The organism is Streptomyces sp. NPDC005423 (assembly GCF_040606415.1).
In the GTDB taxonomy this organism is placed as follows: domain Bacteria; phylum Actinomycetota; class Actinomycetes; order Streptomycetales; family Streptomycetaceae; genus Streptomyces.
Genome location: NZ_JBEXET010000033.1, coordinates 24478 through 43338, shown reverse-complemented (window position 1 = coordinate 43338; position 18861 = coordinate 24478). Strand labels below are relative to the sequence as shown.

The window sequence follows — 18861 nt, the reverse complement described above, 5'->3', positions numbered from 1 at the left end:
GGGAAACGTCACGCGGCGGCGGCCCCGGGAGGTCCGGCTGCCGGACGGGGGCCGGCTGCCGGACGAGCGGTGTGCGCACCGTCGGCCCGATGGCATGGATCAGAGATCAGAGCAGCGCCTCTGCGGTGATGGGTAGTTCGCGGACACGGCGGCCGGTGGCGTTGAAGACCGCGTTGGCGATGGCGGGCGCCACCCCGATCATCACGAGCTCTCCGAGGCCCTTGACGCCGAGCGGGTCGGCCTCGCGGTCGTCTCCGTCCAGGTAGATCGCCTTGAGGTCGGTTATGTCGGCGTTGACGGGGACGAGGTAGTCGGCGAGGTTGGCGTTGACGATGCGTCCGTCGCGGTGGTCGGTGACGGTGTGCTCCAGCAGGGCGGTGCCGATGCCGCCGACCATGCCGCCGAGGGCCTGGCTGTCGGCGAGCTTGGGGCTGATGATGCGGCCCGCGTCGTACACGCCGAGTACGCGCCGTACCCGCACCAGGCCCAGGGCCGCGTCGACGGCCACTTCGGCGAAGGTCGCGTTGTAGCCGTAGAAGGAGTGCCGCTCCGGGCGCGACGGCGGGGCGAAGGAGCCGTCCGCTTCCAGGTGGGTGCGGCCGGTGCGGGCCAGCAGCCGACGGTACGTCTCCCCGCGCACGGGATCGTTCTTCAGGTGCAGTCGGCCGTTGCGTACCACGACGTCGTCGGCCGCCACCCCGTACAGCGGCGACTCGCGGTCCTTGACGGCCAGTTCGATCGCCTGACGGCGGACCTTGTTGCAGGCGTCGAGGGTGGCGGAGCCGACGCTGGCCATGGTCATCGAGCCGCCGTGCGGTGGGGTCGGCGGGTAGAGGGAGTCCCCCAGCCGGAAGGTCACCGTGCGCACGGTCAACCCGAGTGCGTCGGCGGCGACCTGAGTCTGGGAGGTGTACGTACCCGGGCCCATGTCGGTGGCGGCCGCCTCGACGAGCGCGGTGCCGTCGGCGTCCAGACGGGCCCGGGCCTGGGCGGGCATGCGCGCGGTGTCGTAGACGCCGGCGGCCATGCCCCTGCCGATCAGCCAGTCCCCCTCACGCGTCGCGCGGGGCCTGGGGTCGCGGCGATCCCAGCCGAACTCGCGCGCGCCGACCGCATAGCACTCGCGCAGCCGACGGGTGGAGAACGGCAGCCCGGACGACTCGTCCTCGTGCGGCTCGTTGCGCCGCCGCAGCTCGATCGGGTCGACGCCGAGCTGGTGGGCGAGTTCGTCCATGGCCGACTCGATGACGAAGGAGGCCGTCTGGAAGCCGGGGCCTCGCATGTACAGCGGCGTGGGCAGATCCAGCGGCACCGTCCGGTACCTCTGGGTCACGTGGGGCATGCTGTAGAGCATCTGTCCGGCCGCCAGGATGGACTCGGTGAACGTCTCGTACGACGACGTCTCGGCGTCCAGCTCGTGCACCGCGGCGGACAGCCGGCCGCGGCGGTCGCTGCCGAGGCGCAGGTGGTACTCGTACGAGGGCCGGAAACCGGTACCGAGGTACATCTGCTTGCGGCTGAGGACCAGCTTGACCGGGCGCTTCGTCTCGCGGGCGGCCAGCGCGGCGACGACCACGTGTGGCCAGCAGCGCAGCGCTGTGCCGAAACCGCCGCCGACGAACGGTGAGATGACGCGCACCGCGTCCGTCCTCAGGCCGAACACCGCGGCGAGTTCGGTCTGCGTGCCCACCACCCACTGGGTCTTGTCCCACACGGTGAGCTGGTCGCCGTCCCAGCGGGCGATGGTGGCGTGCGGCTCCATCGGGTTGTGGTGGTTGCGGGCCGTGCGGTAGGTCAGGTCCAGCCGTACGGCTGCCGCGCGCAGGGCCGCTTCGACGTCGCCGCGCGCGTAACGGGTCGGCTCGTCCGGCTCGGCCTCGGTCAGGTCGGTCGAGGACTGTTCGGCGTCGTAGCCGACCTTGACCAGGCTCGCGCCGTGCTGTGCGGCCTCCAGGGTGGTGGCGACCACGACGGCGACGGGCTGGCCGTGGAAGCGGACGCGGTCGTCTTGGAAGACGCGGAGTCGCCGGCCGGGCGGATTGTTCGACCCGGAGTTGTCGCGGTACGGCAGCTTCGGCACGTTGCGGTGGTGGAGCACCTTGAGTACGCCCGGATGAGCTTCGGCGGCGGCGCTGTCGATCGACGTGAGGCGACCGCGGCCGATGGCCGCGTCGACGATGACGGCGTGCACGGACCCGTCGACCTCGTGCTCGGCGGCGTACAGCGCCTGTCCGGTGACCTTGAGCCGGCCGTCCACCCGGGACAGCGGCGCGCCCACGGCTGCCTGCGGCTGGGGGCTCACTTGGTACCTCCTACGACGCGCAGCTGGCGTTCGACGGTGCGCTTGAGCAGCTCGACCTTGAAGCGGTTGTGCCGCAGGGGACGGGCGCCGTCCGCCGCCTTCGCGGCAGCGGCCGACCAGAGGGCCCCCGAGGGGCGTTCACCGACAAGGTGCTGTTCGACAGCGGGCAGCTTCCAGGGCACCGTGCCCACTCCCCCTGCGGCGACCCTGGCCTCGCGGATCACCCCACCGCGTACGTGCAGCCCGACGGCCGCCGACGTCAGGGCGAACTCGTACGACTGCCGGTCACGCACCTTCAGATAGCCGGACCTGAGCGGCCGCGGAAGAGCGGGGATCTCCACTGCGGTGATCAACTCACCTTGCTTCAGGGCATGTTCGCGTTGCGGAGTGCTGCCCGGCCGCAAAAGGAAGTCGGCGAAGGGGACTTGGCGTGCCCCGTCCGGGCCCAGCAGGTGCACCCATGCCTCCAGAGCGGCGAAGGCCACGGCGGCATCGGACGGGTGCGTGGCCACACAGGCGTCCGAGGTGCCGAGGATGGCGTGCGAGCGGTTGACGCCGTGCAGCGCGGCGCAACCGGAGCCGGGCTCACGCTTGTTGCAGTCGGCGGTGACGTCCCGGAAGTACGTGCAGCGGGTGCGCTGCATGATGTTGCCGCCGATGGTCGCCATGTTCCGCAGCTGGGCCGACGCGCTCAGCTCCAGCGCCTCGGAGACGACGGGATACAGGGTGCGCACCTTGGCGTGGGCGGCGGCCTCGGACATGGTCACCAGGGCGCCGACGCGCAGGCCCCCGCGCTCGGTGACGGTGATCTCGCCCAGCGGCAGGCCGGTGATGTCGACCAGGGTCTCGGGGCGTTCGACGGTCTCCCGCATGAGGTCGACCAGGGTGGTTCCCCCGGCGATGTAACGCCCGCCGCGGCGACCGGCGTCGAGAGCTTCACGGGTGTCGGAGACACGGGTGTAGGAGAAGGGATGCATGGCGGCCGATCCTCACTTGTGGCCCGCGGTCTGCTCCACCGCGCGCACGATCTTGACGTAACAGCCGCAGCGGCAGATGTTGCCGCTCATCCACTCCCGGATCTCCTCCGGCGAACCGGTGTGACCCTCCTGGATGCAACCCACCCCGGAGACGATCTGCCCCGGTGTGCAGTAGCCGCACTGGAAGGCGTCCTCGTCGATGAACGCCTGCTGCAACGGGTGGAGTCGATCGCCGGCGGCCAGGCCCTCGATCGTGGTGACCTCGGCCCCCTCCAGACGCACCGCGAGCGTCAGACAGGCGTTGACCCGGTGGCAGTCGACCAGCACCGTGCACGCCCCGCAGGCCCCGGCATTGCAGCCCTTCTTCGAGCCCGTCAGTCCGAGATGCTCGCGCAGCAGGTCCAGCAACGAGGTGCGGTTGTCGACCGTCACGCTTTGGCGGGTGTCGTTGACCGTCAGGGAGACACGGCTGGACGGCGGCCTCTCGGCGGCTGCCGCCTCTTCCGCGCCAAAGAGGGAGGTCCCTCCGACGACACTCCCCGCGACGACCGCGCCGCCGACCACGGTACTCGTGGCGATGAAGGTGCGCCGAGTGGGCGAGGACTCGTCGGCTCCGGTGGGGGGTGGAGCGGCAGGTTCGGGGAGTTCAGTTGACATACGTACGCCTTCGTATCGCTGACGGATCGGCCGTACACATCAGCGGGACGCGAGAGTGGATCGTCGTCACCGCGGGGAAGCCGGCAACCGCGCGCTCTGGCAGCGGCTACCGGCCGCCTGGGGAGTCTTGCACCACCGGCAAGCTCGTGGCAGGGAGACTTTCCTCCCCCCTTGCAGCTCCGGCAGAAGTGACTGACCGACGTCATCGGGGGCACTTGCGCGCGCTGCAAGGCAGGCGGCAGTCCCCGGGACGCCGTGACGTCCTGAGCCGGGCCGCGCCGTCGGGAGCCAGGCGCCGGGCCGGCTCGGCGGGGGCGGGCCGCCGGGCGGGGTCCTTCGCGAGCCCCCGATGCGCGTGGGATGGGCCGGGGCTACTGGTCGCGGGTGCGGCGGGCGGCGCGGGTGGCCTGCTGGTCGGTGACCGGCTCGGCCCAGGTGGTCTCGGGGGTGCCGTCGCCCGTGCCCTCCCACAGGGCGATGTGCTCCATGAACCGGTCGGGGACGGCGCCGTGCCAGTGTTCCTCGTTCGGCGGACACGCGACGGTCTCGCCGGGGTGGGCCTCGAAGACGGTGCCGTCCCGGGTGCCGATCAGCGCGATGCCGGAAACGACGTGCAGGGTCTGGCCCACGGCGTGGGAGTGCCAGTTGGTGCGGGCGCCCGGCGAGAAGCGGACCATGTTGGCGCGCATCCTGGACGGGGCCTGGCCGGCCACGATGACGTCCCACCACACGTCGCCGGTGAACCAGTTGGCCGGCGCCTTGCTGCTGGGCTGCTGCTTGATGAATTCCATGGTGTCTCAACTCTCCTTGATGTGTGGGCTGTCGTCAGCGGGCGACGTAGCCACCGTCCACGGGCAGGGCGACGCCCACGACGAAGCCGGCTCCGGGGCTGCACAGCCACAGGACGGCCTGGGCGATCTCCTTGGCGGTGCCGAGCCGGTTGATGGGCTGGTTGGCCTCGGCCTCGGCACGGTCGAGTTCCCCCTTGTCGATCATGTCGCTGACCATGGGGGTGTCGATGGTGCCCGGGCAGACGGCGTTGATGCGGATGCCTCGCGGGGCGTATTCGAGTGCCGCGCTGGCGGTCAGGCCGATCACGCCGTGCTTGGAGGCGTGGTAGGAGGCGCGGCCGGGCAGGCCGACCAGGCCGCCCAGGGAGGAGCAGTTGACGATCGCGCCGCTGCCCTGTGCACGCATGTGCCGCAGCTCGTGCTTCATGCAGGCCCACACGCCGCGCAGGTTGATGGCGTTGACGCGGTCGAAGCGTTCGGCGGGCTCCTCGGCGGCGTCGCTGGGCGGGATCTGGATGCCGGCGTTGTTGTAGGCCATGTCGAGGCGGCCGAAGGTCTCGACCGTGCGGTCGACGGCGGCGGCGACCTGGTCCTCGTCGCTGACGTCGCAGGTGAGGGCGAGGACCTGGTGGCCGGCGTCGGTGAGTTCCTTCGCGGCAGCGTTCAGGGCCGCTTCGTCGATGTCGGTGAGGGCGACGGCGGCCCCGGACCCGGCGAACGCGCGGGCGGTCGCCAGCCCCATACCGGCGCCGGCCCCAGTGACGAGAGCGACCTGGCCGGTGAAGTCGTAGCTGGGATTCACGGGTGTTGCCCCTTCAGGTCAGGAGATGTGACGGCACGACTGATGTCAGGGGTGCCTGGATGAACTGCGGCGGCACGACGCCTTGCGACGACGCCGTCAGACGGTCTGGCCGCCGTCGACGACCAGGGCGTGGCCGGTGGCGAAGGACGCGGCGTCCGAGCAGAGCCAGAGCACGGCGGCCGCGATCTCTTCCGGTGTACCCAAGCGTCCTATCGGCTCGTCCGCGACCAGGGCGTCCCGTCCTCCGGGTGTGCTTTCGGCGAAGCGCTGGATCATCTCGGTGTCGATGATGCCGGGGCAGACAGCGTTGACCCGGACATTGGACGCCGCGTAGTCGAGGGCGGTGGAGCGGGTCAGGCCGATGACGCCGTGCTTGGCGGCGGCGTAGGCCGCCTGTCCCTTGATGCCCTTGACGCCGGTGCCTGACGAGGCGTTGACGATCGCACCGCCTCCGTGCTGGAGCATCAGGGGGATCTCGTGCCTCATACACAGGAACATGCCGGTCAGGCTGACGCCGACGACACGGTCCCACTCGTCCTTTGTGATATCCGCGGCCGATTTGACCGGCTGCTCGACGCCGGCGTTGTTGAAGGCGACGTCCAGTCGTCCGAACGCCTGGATGGTGTGGTCCAGCGCGGACCGCACATCGTCTTCGCTGGTGACATCGCAAGCGAGGGCCAGGGCCTGCCCGCCCGCTTCCTCGATGAGCCGTGCGGTCTTTGGGAGGCCGTCCGCGGACAGGTCGGCGAGTGCGACGCGGGCGCCTGCGCGGGCGAAGGCGACGGCAGTGGTGCGGCCGATTCCGGATCCGGCTCCGGTCACGAAGGCCACCTTCCCGGTGAAGCCCGTGCTGCTCACAGTCATGTGCGGATACCTCTCGCTTGCTGATACGTCGTCGGCCGTACGCGGATCCAGGCTTGAGTCAGTGCTGCGACGGCACCTGCGCGAGTTCGTCGTGTCGTCGTTGCATGGGAGAGCCGCCCCTGGCCACGATCCGGCCCTTGCGGGACGGGCCGTGGACGGCGAGGGCGATCAGGGGCAGCAGTGTGAGGGCCGCGATGACGGTGCCTACCAGGGGCGGGCCGGTCAGGCCGAGGGAGGAGTCCAGGGCCGTACCGGCTATCGCCGAGCCGGCGGCGACGCCGACGTTGAAGGCGGAGGTCGTCAGCGCCGAGGTGAGGGTAGGGGCGTCTCCGGCGAAGCGCATGGCCAGCGAGGTGACGACGGGGTTCACCGTGAATCCGGTCAGACCCATGAGGAAGACAAGGACGGTGGCCGTGACCGCGTTGCCGGAAAGCGGGATCATCAGGAGCAGGACCAGGGCGGTGGCCGCGGCGGCGGTGATGGTGGTGACCATCGGACGCCGGTCGCCCAGGCGGCCTCCCGTGGTGGTGCCGCCCAGGGCTCCGACGCCGAAGGCGATGAGGACGAGCGGTACGGCGCCTTCGGGGATGCCCGCGCGGTCGGTCAGCAGCGGCGTGATGTAGGTGTACGTCGCCAGCACACCCCCCATGATCAGCATCGCGGCGCCGAGCGCCAGCCACAGCCGGCCCTGCCGCAGAGCCCGGACCTCGGCCCGGAGGGACACCTCGGCACGCTGCTCCTGGGCCGGGATGAAGCGGCCGATGAACACGGCGGCGAGCCCGGAGAGGACGGCCAAGGCCCAGAAGGGGCCGCGCCAGCCGGTGAACTGGCCGGCGAACGAGCCGATCGGCACGCCGACGACGTTTGCCAGGGTCAGGCCTCCGATCATGACGCCCGTGGCGCGGGTGGCGTTGTGCGGGCCTGCGGCGGTGGTGGCGACGACGAAGCCGACGGACCAGAACGCTCCGGTGGCCAAGGCTGTGACGACGCGGGCGGCGAGGACGACCGTGAAGGACGTACTGAGGGCGGCGACGAGGTGACCGAAGCAGAACACGGACAGGGCCAGGATCAGCGTCTGGCGCTGCGGAAGCCGCAGGGTCGCCATGGCCATGGTCGGCGCGCCGACGATCATGCCGATGGCGAAGGCAGTGATCAGCAGGCCGGCATGGGAGACGCTGACGCCGAGGTCACCGGCCAGCTCTGGCAGCAGGCCGGCGACGACGAACTCGGTGGTCCCCATCAGGAAGGTGCCTGCGGCGAGCACCCAGACGACGAGGGGGAGCTTGCCGGGGGTAGTCCCGGATGCGGAAGGCATACGTGTGGTCTTTCCTTGCGTGGAAATCGGGGGATCATGGTGGCGGCTGAAACCGTTCGCGGCGGACAGCGGACGGCGTGGCCACGTCTTCGACGGTTCCATACAGCGAACCGGACGAAAAGGGGAGGATCTCCTCCCCCTCGTGCACGAGCGAGCGGTGGGGCGGGTCAGGGCGCTGCTTCGATGGTGATCTCGTCGGCGGTGGCGAGCCACTCCGCGCCGCCGTCTGCCATGTGTCCGAGGATGACCAGGCCGGTCGCGTAGGGGGCGTCGCGGTAGTAGGTGGCGAGCTGGTTCCAGGGGGCGTAGTACGCCAGGTCGCCGACCTCGGGGTCGGCGCCTTCCGGGGCGCCGGAGGTGGACAGCTTCCGGGGCAGATCGGCGGTCTTCTCGGCCTGGTTGAGGTCGCGCAGAGAGAGGGTCAGGGGGAGCTGGGCGGCGAAGTCGCGGGCGGTGGGGCTGTCGTTCAGGGTGGCGTCGATATGGTGGCCGTCGAGGGTGAGCCGGATGTTCATCGCGGTTGTCCTGCCGGTCGGTGTGGTGGCTCCCGGGGCCGTCGAAGCCTGCGGCGACACGGACTCGGAGGAGGGCGGGGACTCGTCGGTGCAGGCGGTCATGACCAGGAGCAGGGCGGCCGCCGGGAACACGCGGGTGAGAGCGCGAAAGGGGGCGGGGTTCACGGGGTCTTCCTGTGGCTAGTCGGGCAGGGGCTCGCAGTAGTGGCGGAAGCCGTCCCGCTTGGTGTGGATGTCGTACAGGCGCTGGGCCAGGACGTCGGGGCTGCTGTGCTCGGCGTCGGGCCGGATGGCTCCGGGGATGATCAGCTGGGCGGCGTGGATGTTCTCCGGGGCGAGCGTGTCGTGGAGCATGCGGGCGTAGGCGCTCTCGGCGGCGAAGGCGATCGATGTGCCGGCGACCTTCGGATTGGGACGTACGGCGCTGGAGCCGTTGACGAACAGCAGGGTGCCGCGGCCGAGTTCGCGCATGCCGGGCAGGACGGCGTTCACCGCCGTGACGGGGCCCTTGACGGAGAAGGCGAGCGGCGCGTCGAGGTCGTCAGCGCCGGTGTCGAGGACCGGCTTCATGAAGTGGGCCTGGGGCACGGGGCTGTACTGGAGGATCTCGACGGGCCCCAGAACGGCCGCGACTGCGTACAGGGCCGCGGTCAGGGACTCGATGTCGAGGACGTCGGCCGTGTAGCCGCGTGCCTGGATGCCGTCACGGGCGAGGTCGGCCGTCAGGCCGTCCAGCTTCTCCGCGTCGCGGGCGATGAGGGCGACGGTGTGGCCGGCGGCTCCGAAGCGGCGGGCGGTGGCCAGCCCGAGACCGGGGCCGGCGCCGATAAGGGCGAAGGTCGTCATGGTCAGTCCTTGTCTGAGTGGAGGTGGTTGCCGTCTTGTGGCCGCACCGCCCCGGTGCCGCCCCGGGTGCGGGCGCGTCAGCGCTCAGGGCTTGAGCAGGGCCTTGACGGCACGGCGCTCGTCCATCGCCCGGTACCCCTCCGCGACCTGGTCCAGGGGCAGGGTGAGGTCGAAGACCTTGCCCGGGTTGATGCGGCCGGTCAGCACGCGGTCGATCAGATCGGGCAGGTAGCGGCGCACGGGGGCGGGACCGCCGCGCAGGCCGACATGGGAGAAGAACAGCTCCTCGCCGTCGATGGCCACCTCGTGCGGGACGCCGACGAAGCCGACGTTGCCGCCGGGCCGGGCGGAGTGCAGGGCCTGCCGCATCGAATCCGCGGTGCCGACGCACTCCAGCACGCTGTCGGCACCGATGCCGCCGGTGAGATCCTTGACGCGGGTGACGCCTTCCTCGCCCCGTTCGGCCACGATGTCGGTGGCGCCGAACTCCAGGGCGAGTTTCTGGCGGGACGCGTGACGGGACATGGCGATGATCCGCTCCGCACCCAGTTCCTTCGCGGCGATGACACCGCACAGCCCGACCGCTCCGTCGCCAACTACTACGGCCGTCGAGCCACGCTTCACCTCGGCTGCGAGGGCGGCGTACCAGCCGGTGCCCATCACGTCGGACACGGCGAGCAGACTCGGCACCATCTCGGCGTCCGGGTGCTCGTCCGCGGCGACCAGGGTGCCCTGGGCGTTGGGGATGCGCACGGACTCGGCCTGGCAGGTGCTCATGAACTCGCGGTGCAGACAGGAGGACTGCCAGCCGTTCAGACAGTTCACGCAGGTGTTGTCCGAGGTGGCGAAGGAACCGACCACGAACTGGCCCGGCGCGACGTCGGTGACCTCGCTGCCGACCTCCTCGACGATGCCGACGTACTCGTGCCCCATCGGGTGCGGGTCGCCGACCGGCTCGAGACCGCGATACGGCCACAGGTCCGAGCCACACACACAGGTGGCGACCGTACGGATCACCGCGTCGGTCGGCCGCTGGATCTTCGGGTCGTCGAGGTTCTCGAGACGCACGTCGCCGGGGGCGTGGATCACTGCTGCGCGCATGGCGATACTTCCTTCGGTGCGGGGATCGGTGAGCCGCAGCCGTCGTGAGGAACGACCGCTCACAATCGAGCCTCACACGCGAGGGCAGGCGCGAAAAGCGGAGAGAAATATCCCAGGAGGGAAACATCCGGGGAGGAAATTCTCCCCCCTTATGCAGGTGCGATCGATGTCATCCTGGGAAACATGACCGCCAATGTTCCCCTCAATGAGCTGGGAGAATTCCTCAAGCAGCGCCGCTCCGAGCTGAGTCCTCGCACGGTCGGACTGCCGGAGACGGACAGGCCCCGCCGGGTGGAGGGGCTGCGCCGCGAGGAGGTCGCCCAGCTGGCCAATATCAGCACCGACTACTACACGCGCCTGGAACAGGGCCGTATGCAGGCATCGGCGCCCGTGCTGGATGTCCTCGCCCGGGTGCTCCATCTGGATGACGACGAGCGGGGCTACCTCTTCCAGCTCGCCGGCAAGACCAGCACCCGCACGCGGCGCCGCGGCCGGCAGAAGGTCCAGCCACAGTTGCAGCGAGTCTTGGACGACCTCACTGCCACTCCGGCCGTCGTGCAGGGCCGGCGCGGGGACATTCTTGCCTGGAACGCGCTGGCCGCTGCCCTGGTCACCGACTTCTCCCGCCTCGCGGAAAGGCACCGCAACTACCCGCGGATCATCTTCACGGACCCCGCCATGCGCACCCTGTACGCCGACTGGGAGAGCTCCGCGCACATTGCCGTCGCCCAATTGCGCATGGAGGCCGCGAGGTATCCCGAAGACCCGCGCCTGATCGAGCTGGTCGGTGAACTGTCCATGAGTGACAAGCAGTTCGCCCGCTGGTGGGGCGATCACCACGTCGCCGCCCGCACCGTGGGCACGAAGACCCTCAACCATCCGGTCGTCGGCGAACTCGTCCTGGACTGGGACACCCTCACCGCCAACACCGACCCCGACCAGAATCTGACCGTCTGGACCGCCGAGCCCGGCTCCCCCACCCACGAACGACTGCGCATCCTGGCATCCTGGGCCGCCGACCAGGACCTGCCGGCCTCCTCCCCGGTCAGCTGACTGCGAGGGGGCGCCGCCACACGACGCCGTACCGGCGGAGCGTGTTGTCCGTCACGACCCGCCTGCAGGGCCCGCGGGGTGCCCCTATGGGTTTGGTCAAGCGCCAGGATCGACACTCGCGGCACTCGACACCCCAGCCTGAAACCGCAGGTGACGGCAGTCAGGACGCTGTCTGTCCTTCCGGCGCGACGTTGGCTCTCGACGCAAAGCGTCGACACCGTGCTACTGCTGATGCAGCGATTGGCGAGGGGAGGCAGCTGACCTGGGGTTCGCCCACCAGTCTCAGTGACTCTCGTCTCGGGTGGGCTCTGTGGCCGACGGTTGTTTGGCTGCCCAACTGGCGAGGAGCTTGAGCCGGTCTTCGGAAGAGGTGCCGGGCTCGGCGGTATAGACAGTCAGGTCGTACACGGCACGGTCGGACAGGGGCAGGTCCATGGATCGGTACGCCAGCTCCAGGCGGCCGACGTCGGGGTGGTGCAGCCGCTTGATGCCGTGGTGGCGGATGCGGACGTGGTGGGCGGCCCACTGGTTGCGGAACTGGATGATGAGCGTGGAGATTCGCCGATGAGTTCGCGCAGGGCCCGGTCGCGGGGTTCGCGCCCGGCTTCGGCGCGCATCAGCGCGACGGTGGTCACGGCGACGGCCTCCCCGTCGACGAATAAATCGGCTGAGCCCGGATCGAGAAAGAGGTAGCGGGCGATGTTCGGCCGGCCGTGCCGATCGCTGGTGTCGCTGTCGATCATCGGCGCGTGCAGAGCACGGAACAGCGCGTTATGGGCGATCACATCGATGCGGCCGTTGCGTACGAAGGACGACGACTTCGTCATGGCATCGAGCATCCACTGGACGGAGGGGGGGCACCTCGACATCCCTGCGGCGGCGAGGCGCGTGCCGGGCAGGACCGGCTGCTTGGGCCAGGTCGAACAGGTACCTGCGCTCGTCCTCGTCGAGTCGCAGGGCCCGGGCGACCGCTTCCAGCACGGGGACGGACGCCCGCATGCGCCCCTGCTCGACCCGGGTGTAGTAGTCGGTGCTGATGGACGCAAGCTGCGCGACCTCCTCGCGCCGCAGCCCGGGCACCCGTCGTGGGCCACTGATGGGCAGTCCGACCTGCTCCGGGGTGACCTGGCGCGTCGGCCGACGAGGAAGTCCCGGATGTCGGCGCGGTGGTCGGCATGGTGGTCAGGGCTGAGGTCCCAGCGATCCACACCATGGGCAGGTCGCCCCCCGGAAGAACTCGGCAATGGGACAGTACGGCGGCCTGGGATGCCGGTCGGCCCGGGGCCGGTCTTACCAGGCATACGCCTGCGGGGCTTCCCCTGGCCCCGGCCAGATGCGGTCGAGGCGTTCCATGACCTGGTCGTCGAGTTGCACGGACAGCGCGCCGAGGTTGGATCGCAGTTGCTCGCTCGTCGCCGCTCCGGTGACCGTGGTGTCGACGGCAGGGTTGCGCAGTACCCAGGCCAGCGCCACGTGCGCCGGCTTGGCGCCCAGCTCCCGGCACAGCCCTTCGTATGCTTCGAGTTGGTCGCGGTGCGCGTCGATGCGCTGCAGCATCGACTCGTCCCGGACGTGTCCCTCGGCGGCAGACTCGAGTGCGCCCGTGAGCAGGCCGGCGTGCAGCGGGCTGTAGGGGATCAGTCCGATTCCGAGGTGGCGCAGCGCGGGGACGAGTTCGAGTTCCACGGCTCGCACGGCGAGGTTGTACAGGCTCTGTTCGGAGGTCAGGCCCAGGAAGTGCCGTGCCGTGGCGGCCGATTGGGCGAGAGCTGCGTCCCAGCCGGCGAAGTTGCTGCTGCCGACGTAGCTGACCTTGCCCTCGCGCACGAGCTGCTCCATCGCCTGCCAGATTTCCTCCCATGGCGTGGCCCGGTCGATGTGGTGCATCTGGTAGAGGTCGATGTGATCGGTCTGGAGCCGCCGCAGGCTCGCCTCGCACGCGCGCCGGATGTGATAGGCGGACAACCGGCGGTCGTTCGGGCCCAGTCCCATCGGCTGGTACACCTTCGTGGCCAGGACGATCTCGTCGCGGCGCCCGCTGCGCCCCAGCCAACGGCCGATGGTCTCCTCCGAGACGCCGTACCCCTTGGCCATGTCCGCCGACTGCGGGCCGCCGTAGACGTCGGCGGTGTCGAAGAGGTTGATACCCGCCTCGATCGCGGTGTCCATGACCGCGAAACTGGTCGATTCGTCCACGGTGAAACCGAAATCCATCGTCCCGAGGCCGATCCGGCTGACCAGCAGACCGGAGCGGCCCAAGTGGCCGTATCTCATCTCGTCGCTCATGCGCCTACCGTGTCCTTTCGCAAGGGATGCCGGGCTTCGGACGAGCAAAGGATGCGGCACCCGGAGGGGCTGAGGTCGTCGCAGGTCGTTACCGGGGCCGCGCATGCTCTGGGGCGTGGTGGCTGGTCAGGGCTTGAGCAGGACCTTGATGGCGCGGCGTTCGTCCATCGCCTGGTAGGCGTCGGCGGCCTGGTCGAGGGGGAGGGTGAGGTCGAAGACCTTGCCCGGGTCTATCTGTCGGGTCCAGATCAGGTCGATCAGCTGCGGCAGGTGCTGGCGGACCGGGGCCGGGCCGCCGTGCAGATGGGCGTGGGAGAGAACAGCTCCTGGCCGTCGAGGGTGACGTCGTGGGAGACACCGACGTAGCCAACATGGCCGCCGGGTCGGGTGGAGCGGATCGCCTGGAGCATCGACTGCTGGGTGCCGACCGCCTCGATGACGGAGTGTGCACCGAAACCGCCGGTCAACTCCTTGATCTTCGCCACGCCCTCGTCGCCGCGCTCGGTGACGATGTCGGTCGCGCCGAACTCCAGGGCCAGCTTCTGCCGGGAGGCGTGCCGGCTCATGGCGACGACCCGCTCCGCGCCGAGCTGCCGTGCGGCCAGCACGCCGAGCAGGCCGACCGCGCCGTCACCGACCACGGCGACCGTCTTGCCGGGACCGGCCTGGGCGGCGACGGCGGCGAACCAGCCGGTGCCGAGCACGTCGGAGGCGGTGAGCAGGCTCGGGATCAAGTCGGCGTCCGGTGTGCCCGGGGGGGGCGACGAGCGTGCCGTCGGCGAGCGGGACACGCAGCCGCTCCGCCTGGGCACCCATCGCGTTCATCCACTCGCGCTGGACGCAGGAGGTCTGATAGCCGGCACGGCAGTTGGCGCAGGTGTTGTCCGAGGTGGAGAAGCCACCGACCACGAACTGGCCGGGCCTGACGGTGGTGACGGCGCTGCCGACCTCCTCCACCACGCCCACTTACTCGTGACCGATCGGGGTGCGTGCCTCGAAGGGCTCGGCCCCGCGGTAGGGCCACAGGTCCGAGCCGCACACACAGGCCGCCGCCACTCGGATGACCGCGTCCGTGGGCTTGAGGATCTTCGGGTCTTCGCGCTCCTCCACCCGGAAGTCACCGGGGGCGTGCATCACGACACCGCGCACGAGGGCTGCTCCTTGCATACGGGGAAACCGGCCGCGTCGGACGGCCGGGCAGGCTGAGTGCCACGCCCTCCAGGTAACCGGTGTTCCGGGCGGTCAACCAGTTGCTGTCGAAGCATGTACTGCCAGTACATGCCTCCGTCCGAGCGGGCGGCGTACGGTCGGGGCGTGGACAACCGTGACGAAGTCCGCGAGTTCCTCACCTCGCGGAGAGCCAAAATCACCCCGCAGCAGGCAGGACTGCCAGCCGGCACGCGGCGCCGCGTGCCCGGACTGCGCCGCAGCGAAGTCGCCACGCTGGCCGACGTCAGCGTCGACTACTACGGCAAGCTGGAACGCGGCAACCTGGCCGGTGTCTCCCCCGCGGTGCTCGAATCGGTCGCCCGCGCACTCCAGTTGGACGAGATCGAACGAGCCCATCTGCTCCACCTGGCGCAGGCTCAAGAAGGCTCCGACACACTGGCCCGCCCACGGTCACGTTCCAGCCGGCAGCGGGCCCTGCCCAAGAACCTGCAGTGGACCCTGGACGCCGTCACCGCCGGGCCCGCGTTCGTGACGAACGGCAGCCTGGACCTGCTCGCCGCCAACCGGCTCGCCCGCGCCTTCTTCGCCGACCTCTACGACAGCGGCGCCCAGCCGCCGAACATGGCCCGTTTCCAGTTCCTGGACCCGGCGGCCCGCAGCTTCTACCCTGACTGGGACCTCATCGCCGACATGACCGTGGACGTGCTGCGCACCGAGGCAGGCCGCAACCCCCACGACAAGGACCTCCACGATGTGGTGGGCGAGCTGTCCACCCGCAGCGACGCCTTCCGCACCCGCTGGGGCGCCCACAACGTGCGCCGTCACGGCACCGGCTCCAAACGCTTCCACCACCCGGTCGTCGGCGACCTCACCCTCGCCTGGCACGGCTCGGCCGTGGACGACGACCCCGGTCTCACCCTCCTCATCTACACCGCCGAACCCGGCTCATCCTCCGAAGAAGCCCTGCGCCTCCTCGCCTCCTGGGCCGCCTCCCAGGACGGTGCCTCCCCTGCCGACAGCTTCCAGCGAGGTAGCTGATCTGGGCAACGCCTGCTGCTGTGTCTGTCACGACGACCCGCACGGCAGCCCGTTCCGCGGTGCGCTGACGGCAGACATCGACCAGCAGCCGCGCCACCGACGCCTATAGCAAGCAGGCGGATGCCCGGCCGGGTTGGCATAGCGCATAGCCGGCTGACCGCACCTGAGGATCGGGACGACGGGCCAAGCCGCGTCAGGTTTTAACGTGGCGGCTGTTCGTGCTCCGCAGCTCACCGCGGACATCGTTTCCCTGGATCAAAGATCTTCTGCGCCTGCTGCGAGCAGGTGCGGCCGGCAGAAGGAGTACTCATGCGCGCAGTCGTCTACCGTTCGCTCGGTGGGCCGGACGTTGTCGAGGTCGCCGAGGTCGACAAGCCTGTTCCTAGTTTGAGCGAGATTCGCATCAGGTTCAGGCGGCCGCGCTCAACCCGACCAATGCGGCGGCCTGGAGCGGGGGCTTCTTCCCGGCTCCGCCCGAGGGGAGTGCCTATGGCCACGGCTGGGACATCGCCGGCGTTGTCGACGCCGTCGGCCCCTGTAGCCACTGGATGCCCGGGCAGCCGGTCATCGCGTTGAGCTACGGCGTGCCCCCAAGGTGGCGGGGGCCGACGTGTACGTGCCGGCGTCGTAGGAGCTGGCCGAGGCCGTCGGCAAGGTTCGTCCCGGAGGAGTCGACGCCGTTCTGGCCACGGCCAGGCTGGGGCAGGCCCTCATCGGGACGGTGGCGGACGGCGGCAGGTTCGTGACCACCCCGCTCGACGCCCTGCCGCAGACCGAGCGGGGCATCCGGATTCTGCTGACGCAGGTCGGCCCTGACGGAGCGATGCTCACGACGCTGTCCGATCTGGCTACGGCGGGAGACCTGGCATTGCGCGTGGCCGAGACCTATCCGCTGCAGGACGCCTCGAAGGCTTCAGGCTGGATGCCGCACAGGCGAGCGCAACGACTATTTCATCCTGGGATAATTTCGTCTTGGGACGGCTCTGCCCGACCGGGCGTGTACCGCCCGCCGCAGGCGCCTCAGACTGCGGCTCGCACCAGGCGAAGATAGCGATCCCAGTCCCAGTACGGGCCGGGGTCGGTGTGGTCGGTGCCAGGAACTTCGTGGTGCCCGACGATGTGCTCGCGATCCACCGGGATCCCGTAGCGCGCGCAGATGGCAGCGCACAGTTGGGCGGAGGCGCGATAGGAAGCGTCGGTGAACCAGCGGTCCGGTGCGTCGACGAACCCCTCGTGCTCGATGCCGATGCTGCGCTCGTTCCACTCGCGGTTGCCAGCGTGGTACGCCACGTCCAGCTCACGGACCATCTGTGTGACATGGCCGTCTCGGGCGCGCACCACGTAGTGGGCCGCGGCGCGATGGCCCGGGTCCTCGAACACCTTTAGGGCGACGGGGTACGTGCTCTGGGTGACGTGGATGACCACCCGGTCGATCATGTAGTCGTCCGGCCGTTCGGCAATCCGGTAGTTCGCATCCGAGGCCGCGATCCACTCGGCACCTGTCTGGTCCACCTCCCCCTCCTTGCGAGCTGGCAGAGGGCCTCGCAGGGTGCTGGGCAGGGTGCGGGAGATCTTGTCGGTCGCGCTGGCCGCCGCGATGCAGACTCCGCCGAGTACGACGGCGCCGGCACCGAAGAGGAAGGCCCTGCGAGTCCGGGCCGAAGCGCGGTGCCGGTGACGCGGCGGGGGATGATCCTGATCTTCCATGCCTCAGTCTCGTGAGCGTTGGGGGCGGGGTGCGGAGCGCAGTCAGCCGCCGAAGAGGGGGGCGTCTGCCGGACCGGGCGCGATGAGCACCGGACGGGGGTGGACGCGCCCGATCCTCGCGCCCCGGCCGTGGGCCGGGACACGAGGACGAGGAGCGGGTGGGGCGGTAGCCTCCCGGTCAGACGGCTTCCGCGAGGGTCTTGAACTCCCTGTCGGTGAGCTCGGCGAGCGCGGCGTAGGTGTTCTCCTCCAGATGCACGACGCTTGACGTGCCAGGGATCGGCACCATCACCGGGGAGCGCTGCAGCAGCCAGGCCAGGGCGAGTTGTGCGGGAGTCGCGCCATGTTGCCGGGCCGCGGCGTCCAACGGGCCTCCCGGGCGGGCGAGTTCGCCGGTGGCGATCGGGAACCACGGGATGAACGCGATGTTCTCCGCCTCGGCGTACTCCAGGACGTCCTCAGCCGACCGGTTGACGAGGTTGTAGAGGTTCTGCACGGAGGCGATCCCGGCGTAAGTGCGCGCCTCCTCGAGCTGTGCGACCGACACCTCGGACACACCGATGTGGCGGATCTTGCCCTCCTGCTGGAGCCGGGCAAGTTCACCGATCTGCTCGGCCAGCGGCACCTTGGGGTCAATGCGGTGCAGCTGGTAGAGGTCGATACGTTCGAGCCCGAGGTGACGCAAGCTCAGCTCCACCTGCTGGCGCAGGTATTCGGGACGGCCGACCGGGGTCCAGTTGCTCGGTCCCGGCCCCTGGCGGGTCTGGCCGCCCTTCGTGGCGATGACCAGGTCATCCGCGTACGGGTGCAAGGCCTTGTGGATCAGCTGCTCGTTGACGAACGGTCCGTAGGCGTCGGCGGTGTCGATGAAGTTGACGCCGAGCTCGACGGCGCGCCGCAGCACACGGACGGCCTCGTCCGGGTCACGTGGGTCGCCCCAGACGCCGGGGCCCGTCAGCTGCATGGCACCGTAGCCCAGACGGTTGACCCTCAGGTCGCCTCCCAGGTCGAAAGTGCCGGACGCGTCAGCGGGACGTGCGGTGGACTGCGTACTCATAGAGTCTCCTTGTCGGCTGATCATGTGAGAACTGAACGGGGCACGGATCCGGGACGGGGAAGATTCCTGCCAGCCCTGCGCCTGCGGCGGCCTGACCTCACCTGGGGCAGCCCCGGTGGATTTGTGTGCGAGGTCGGCGAAACGGCCGGGCCCCGGCGCCGCAGGCCCTGTGGCCGATCACGCTGACGAGCCTGTCACTCGCGCGGCAGACCGAAAATGGGAGAAATCCGTCCGGGGAGGAATCCCTCCCCCTCTCACCCGGCCTGCCTCCAGTCCCGAGCAGCGGCCCTGGCACGACCTCCCGCGCGGCCACCACGTCTCGAAGAGCCACACGAGCGGGAGTCGGCGGCCCCTGCATCGGTCCGGGCGGCCGGTACCGC

The 18861-nt window shown here is 70.0% G+C and carries 18 protein-coding genes and 2 pseudogenes; 3 read left to right on the top strand and 17 right to left on the bottom strand.

What is annotated here, in order from left to right; all coding sequences use genetic code 11:
- Positions 1 to 106: 106 nt before the first annotated feature.
- The 10 genes from ABZT12_RS28265 to ABZT12_RS28220 all read right to left on the bottom strand — a co-directional run bounded on the left by ABZT12_RS28265 (position 107) and on the right by ABZT12_RS28220 (position 10170).
- A complete protein-coding gene (locus ABZT12_RS28265; protein WP_356389709.1) occupies positions 107 to 2302 on the bottom strand; it encodes a xanthine dehydrogenase family protein molybdopterin-binding subunit in 2196 nt (731 codons plus the stop codon).
- Positions 2299 to 3279 carry a xanthine dehydrogenase family protein subunit M gene (locus ABZT12_RS28260; protein WP_356389707.1) on the bottom strand — a complete coding sequence of 327 codons (981 nt, stop codon included), beginning with the start codon at positions 3277 to 3279 and terminating at the stop codon, positions 2299 to 2301. The genes ABZT12_RS28265 and ABZT12_RS28260 overlap by 4 nt, the downstream gene beginning before the upstream one ends.
- Before the next feature lie 12 nt (positions 3280 to 3291).
- Complete coding sequence (locus tag ABZT12_RS28255) at positions 3292 to 3936, bottom strand: 2Fe-2S iron-sulfur cluster-binding protein (RefSeq protein WP_356389704.1); 645 nt, start codon at positions 3934 to 3936, stop codon at positions 3292 to 3294.
- A gap of 371 nt (positions 3937 to 4307) precedes the next feature.
- Positions 4308 to 4727 (bottom strand): cupin domain-containing protein, encoded by a 420-nt coding sequence (locus ABZT12_RS28250; protein ID WP_356389702.1) that lies wholly within the window; start codon positions 4725 to 4727, stop codon positions 4308 to 4310.
- A 34-nt stretch (positions 4728 to 4761) separates the two neighbouring features.
- Positions 4762 to 5529 carry a glucose 1-dehydrogenase gene (locus tag ABZT12_RS28245; protein WP_356389700.1) on the bottom strand — a complete coding sequence of 256 codons (768 nt, stop codon included), beginning with the start codon at positions 5527 to 5529 and terminating at the stop codon, positions 4762 to 4764.
- Positions 5530 to 5625: 96 nt separating this feature from the next.
- Entirely contained in the window at positions 5626 to 6393 is a 768-nt protein-coding gene (locus tag ABZT12_RS28240) for an SDR family oxidoreductase (RefSeq protein ID WP_356389698.1), read from the bottom strand.
- 58 nt (positions 6394 to 6451) lie between these two features.
- Entirely contained in the window at positions 6452 to 7708 is a 1257-nt protein-coding gene (locus ABZT12_RS28235) for an MFS transporter (protein WP_356389696.1), read from the bottom strand.
- 167 nt (positions 7709 to 7875) lie between these two features.
- The gene (locus tag ABZT12_RS28230; RefSeq protein WP_356389694.1) at positions 7876 to 8388 is read right to left on the bottom strand and encodes a cyclophilin-like fold protein; all 513 of its coding nucleotides are present in this window, start codon (positions 8386 to 8388) and stop codon (positions 7876 to 7878) included.
- Between the two features lie 15 nt (positions 8389 to 8403).
- Positions 8404 to 9069, bottom strand: a complete 666-nt coding sequence (locus ABZT12_RS28225) for an SDR family NAD(P)-dependent oxidoreductase (RefSeq protein WP_356389692.1) — start codon at positions 9067 to 9069, stop codon at positions 8404 to 8406.
- Positions 9070 to 9153: 84 nt separating this feature from the next.
- A complete protein-coding gene (locus tag ABZT12_RS28220) occupies positions 9154 to 10170 on the bottom strand; it encodes a zinc-dependent alcohol dehydrogenase family protein (protein WP_356389690.1) in 1017 nt (338 codons plus the stop codon).
- A 183-nt stretch (positions 10171 to 10353) separates the two neighbouring features.
- On the opposite strand from ABZT12_RS28220, the gene ABZT12_RS28215 reads away from it, so the two are divergent.
- Positions 10354 to 11223: a helix-turn-helix transcriptional regulator gene (locus ABZT12_RS28215; RefSeq protein WP_356389688.1), complete on the top strand. Its 870-nt coding sequence runs from the start codon at positions 10354 to 10356 to the stop codon at positions 11221 to 11223.
- A gap of 282 nt (positions 11224 to 11505) precedes the next feature.
- Here ABZT12_RS28215 and ABZT12_RS28210 read toward each other — a convergent pair whose 3' ends face one another.
- From ABZT12_RS28210 to ABZT12_RS28190, 5 genes and pseudogenes are all read right to left on the bottom strand, one after another.
- Positions 11506 to 11883: a DNA-binding protein gene (locus ABZT12_RS28210; RefSeq protein WP_356389759.1), complete on the bottom strand. Its 378-nt coding sequence runs from the start codon at positions 11881 to 11883 to the stop codon at positions 11506 to 11508.
- A gap of 47 nt (positions 11884 to 11930) precedes the next feature.
- Positions 11931 to 12050: pseudogene (locus ABZT12_RS28205) on the bottom strand (transcriptional regulator); the annotation flags it as partial.
- On the bottom strand, positions 11995 to 12303 hold the full coding sequence (locus ABZT12_RS28200) for a helix-turn-helix transcriptional regulator (RefSeq protein ID WP_356389686.1): 309 nt from the start codon (positions 12301 to 12303) through the stop codon (positions 11995 to 11997). The pseudogene ABZT12_RS28205 and the gene ABZT12_RS28200, both read right to left, overlap by 56 nt.
- Positions 12304 to 12513: 210 nt before the next feature.
- Positions 12514 to 13497 (bottom strand): aldo/keto reductase, encoded by a 984-nt coding sequence (locus ABZT12_RS28195; protein ID WP_356389757.1) that lies wholly within the window; start codon positions 13495 to 13497, stop codon positions 12514 to 12516.
- Between the two features lie 138 nt (positions 13498 to 13635).
- Positions 13636 to 14658, bottom strand: a pseudogene (locus ABZT12_RS28190) (zinc-dependent alcohol dehydrogenase family protein).
- A 165-nt stretch (positions 14659 to 14823) separates the two neighbouring features.
- Here ABZT12_RS28190 and ABZT12_RS28185 point away from each other — a divergent pair.
- The gene (locus ABZT12_RS28185) at positions 14824 to 15717 is read left to right on the top strand and encodes a helix-turn-helix transcriptional regulator (RefSeq protein WP_356389684.1); all 894 of its coding nucleotides are present in this window, start codon (positions 14824 to 14826) and stop codon (positions 15715 to 15717) included.
- 634 nt (positions 15718 to 16351) lie between these two features.
- Complete coding sequence (locus ABZT12_RS28180) at positions 16352 to 16768, top strand: zinc-binding dehydrogenase (RefSeq protein ID WP_356389755.1); 417 nt, start codon at positions 16352 to 16354, stop codon at positions 16766 to 16768.
- Here the strand turns inward: ABZT12_RS28180 and ABZT12_RS28175 are convergent.
- Together ABZT12_RS28175 and ABZT12_RS28170 are read right to left on the bottom strand one after the other, a co-directional pair.
- A complete protein-coding gene (locus ABZT12_RS28175; RefSeq protein WP_356389682.1) occupies positions 16738 to 17424 on the bottom strand; it encodes an N-acetylmuramoyl-L-alanine amidase in 687 nt (228 codons plus the stop codon). The genes ABZT12_RS28180 and ABZT12_RS28175 overlap by 31 nt on opposite strands.
- Positions 17425 to 17602: 178 nt before the next feature.
- Entirely contained in the window at positions 17603 to 18481 is an 879-nt protein-coding gene (locus ABZT12_RS28170; protein ID WP_356389680.1) for an aldo/keto reductase, read from the bottom strand.
- Between the last annotated feature and the right edge of the window lie 380 nt (positions 18482 to 18861).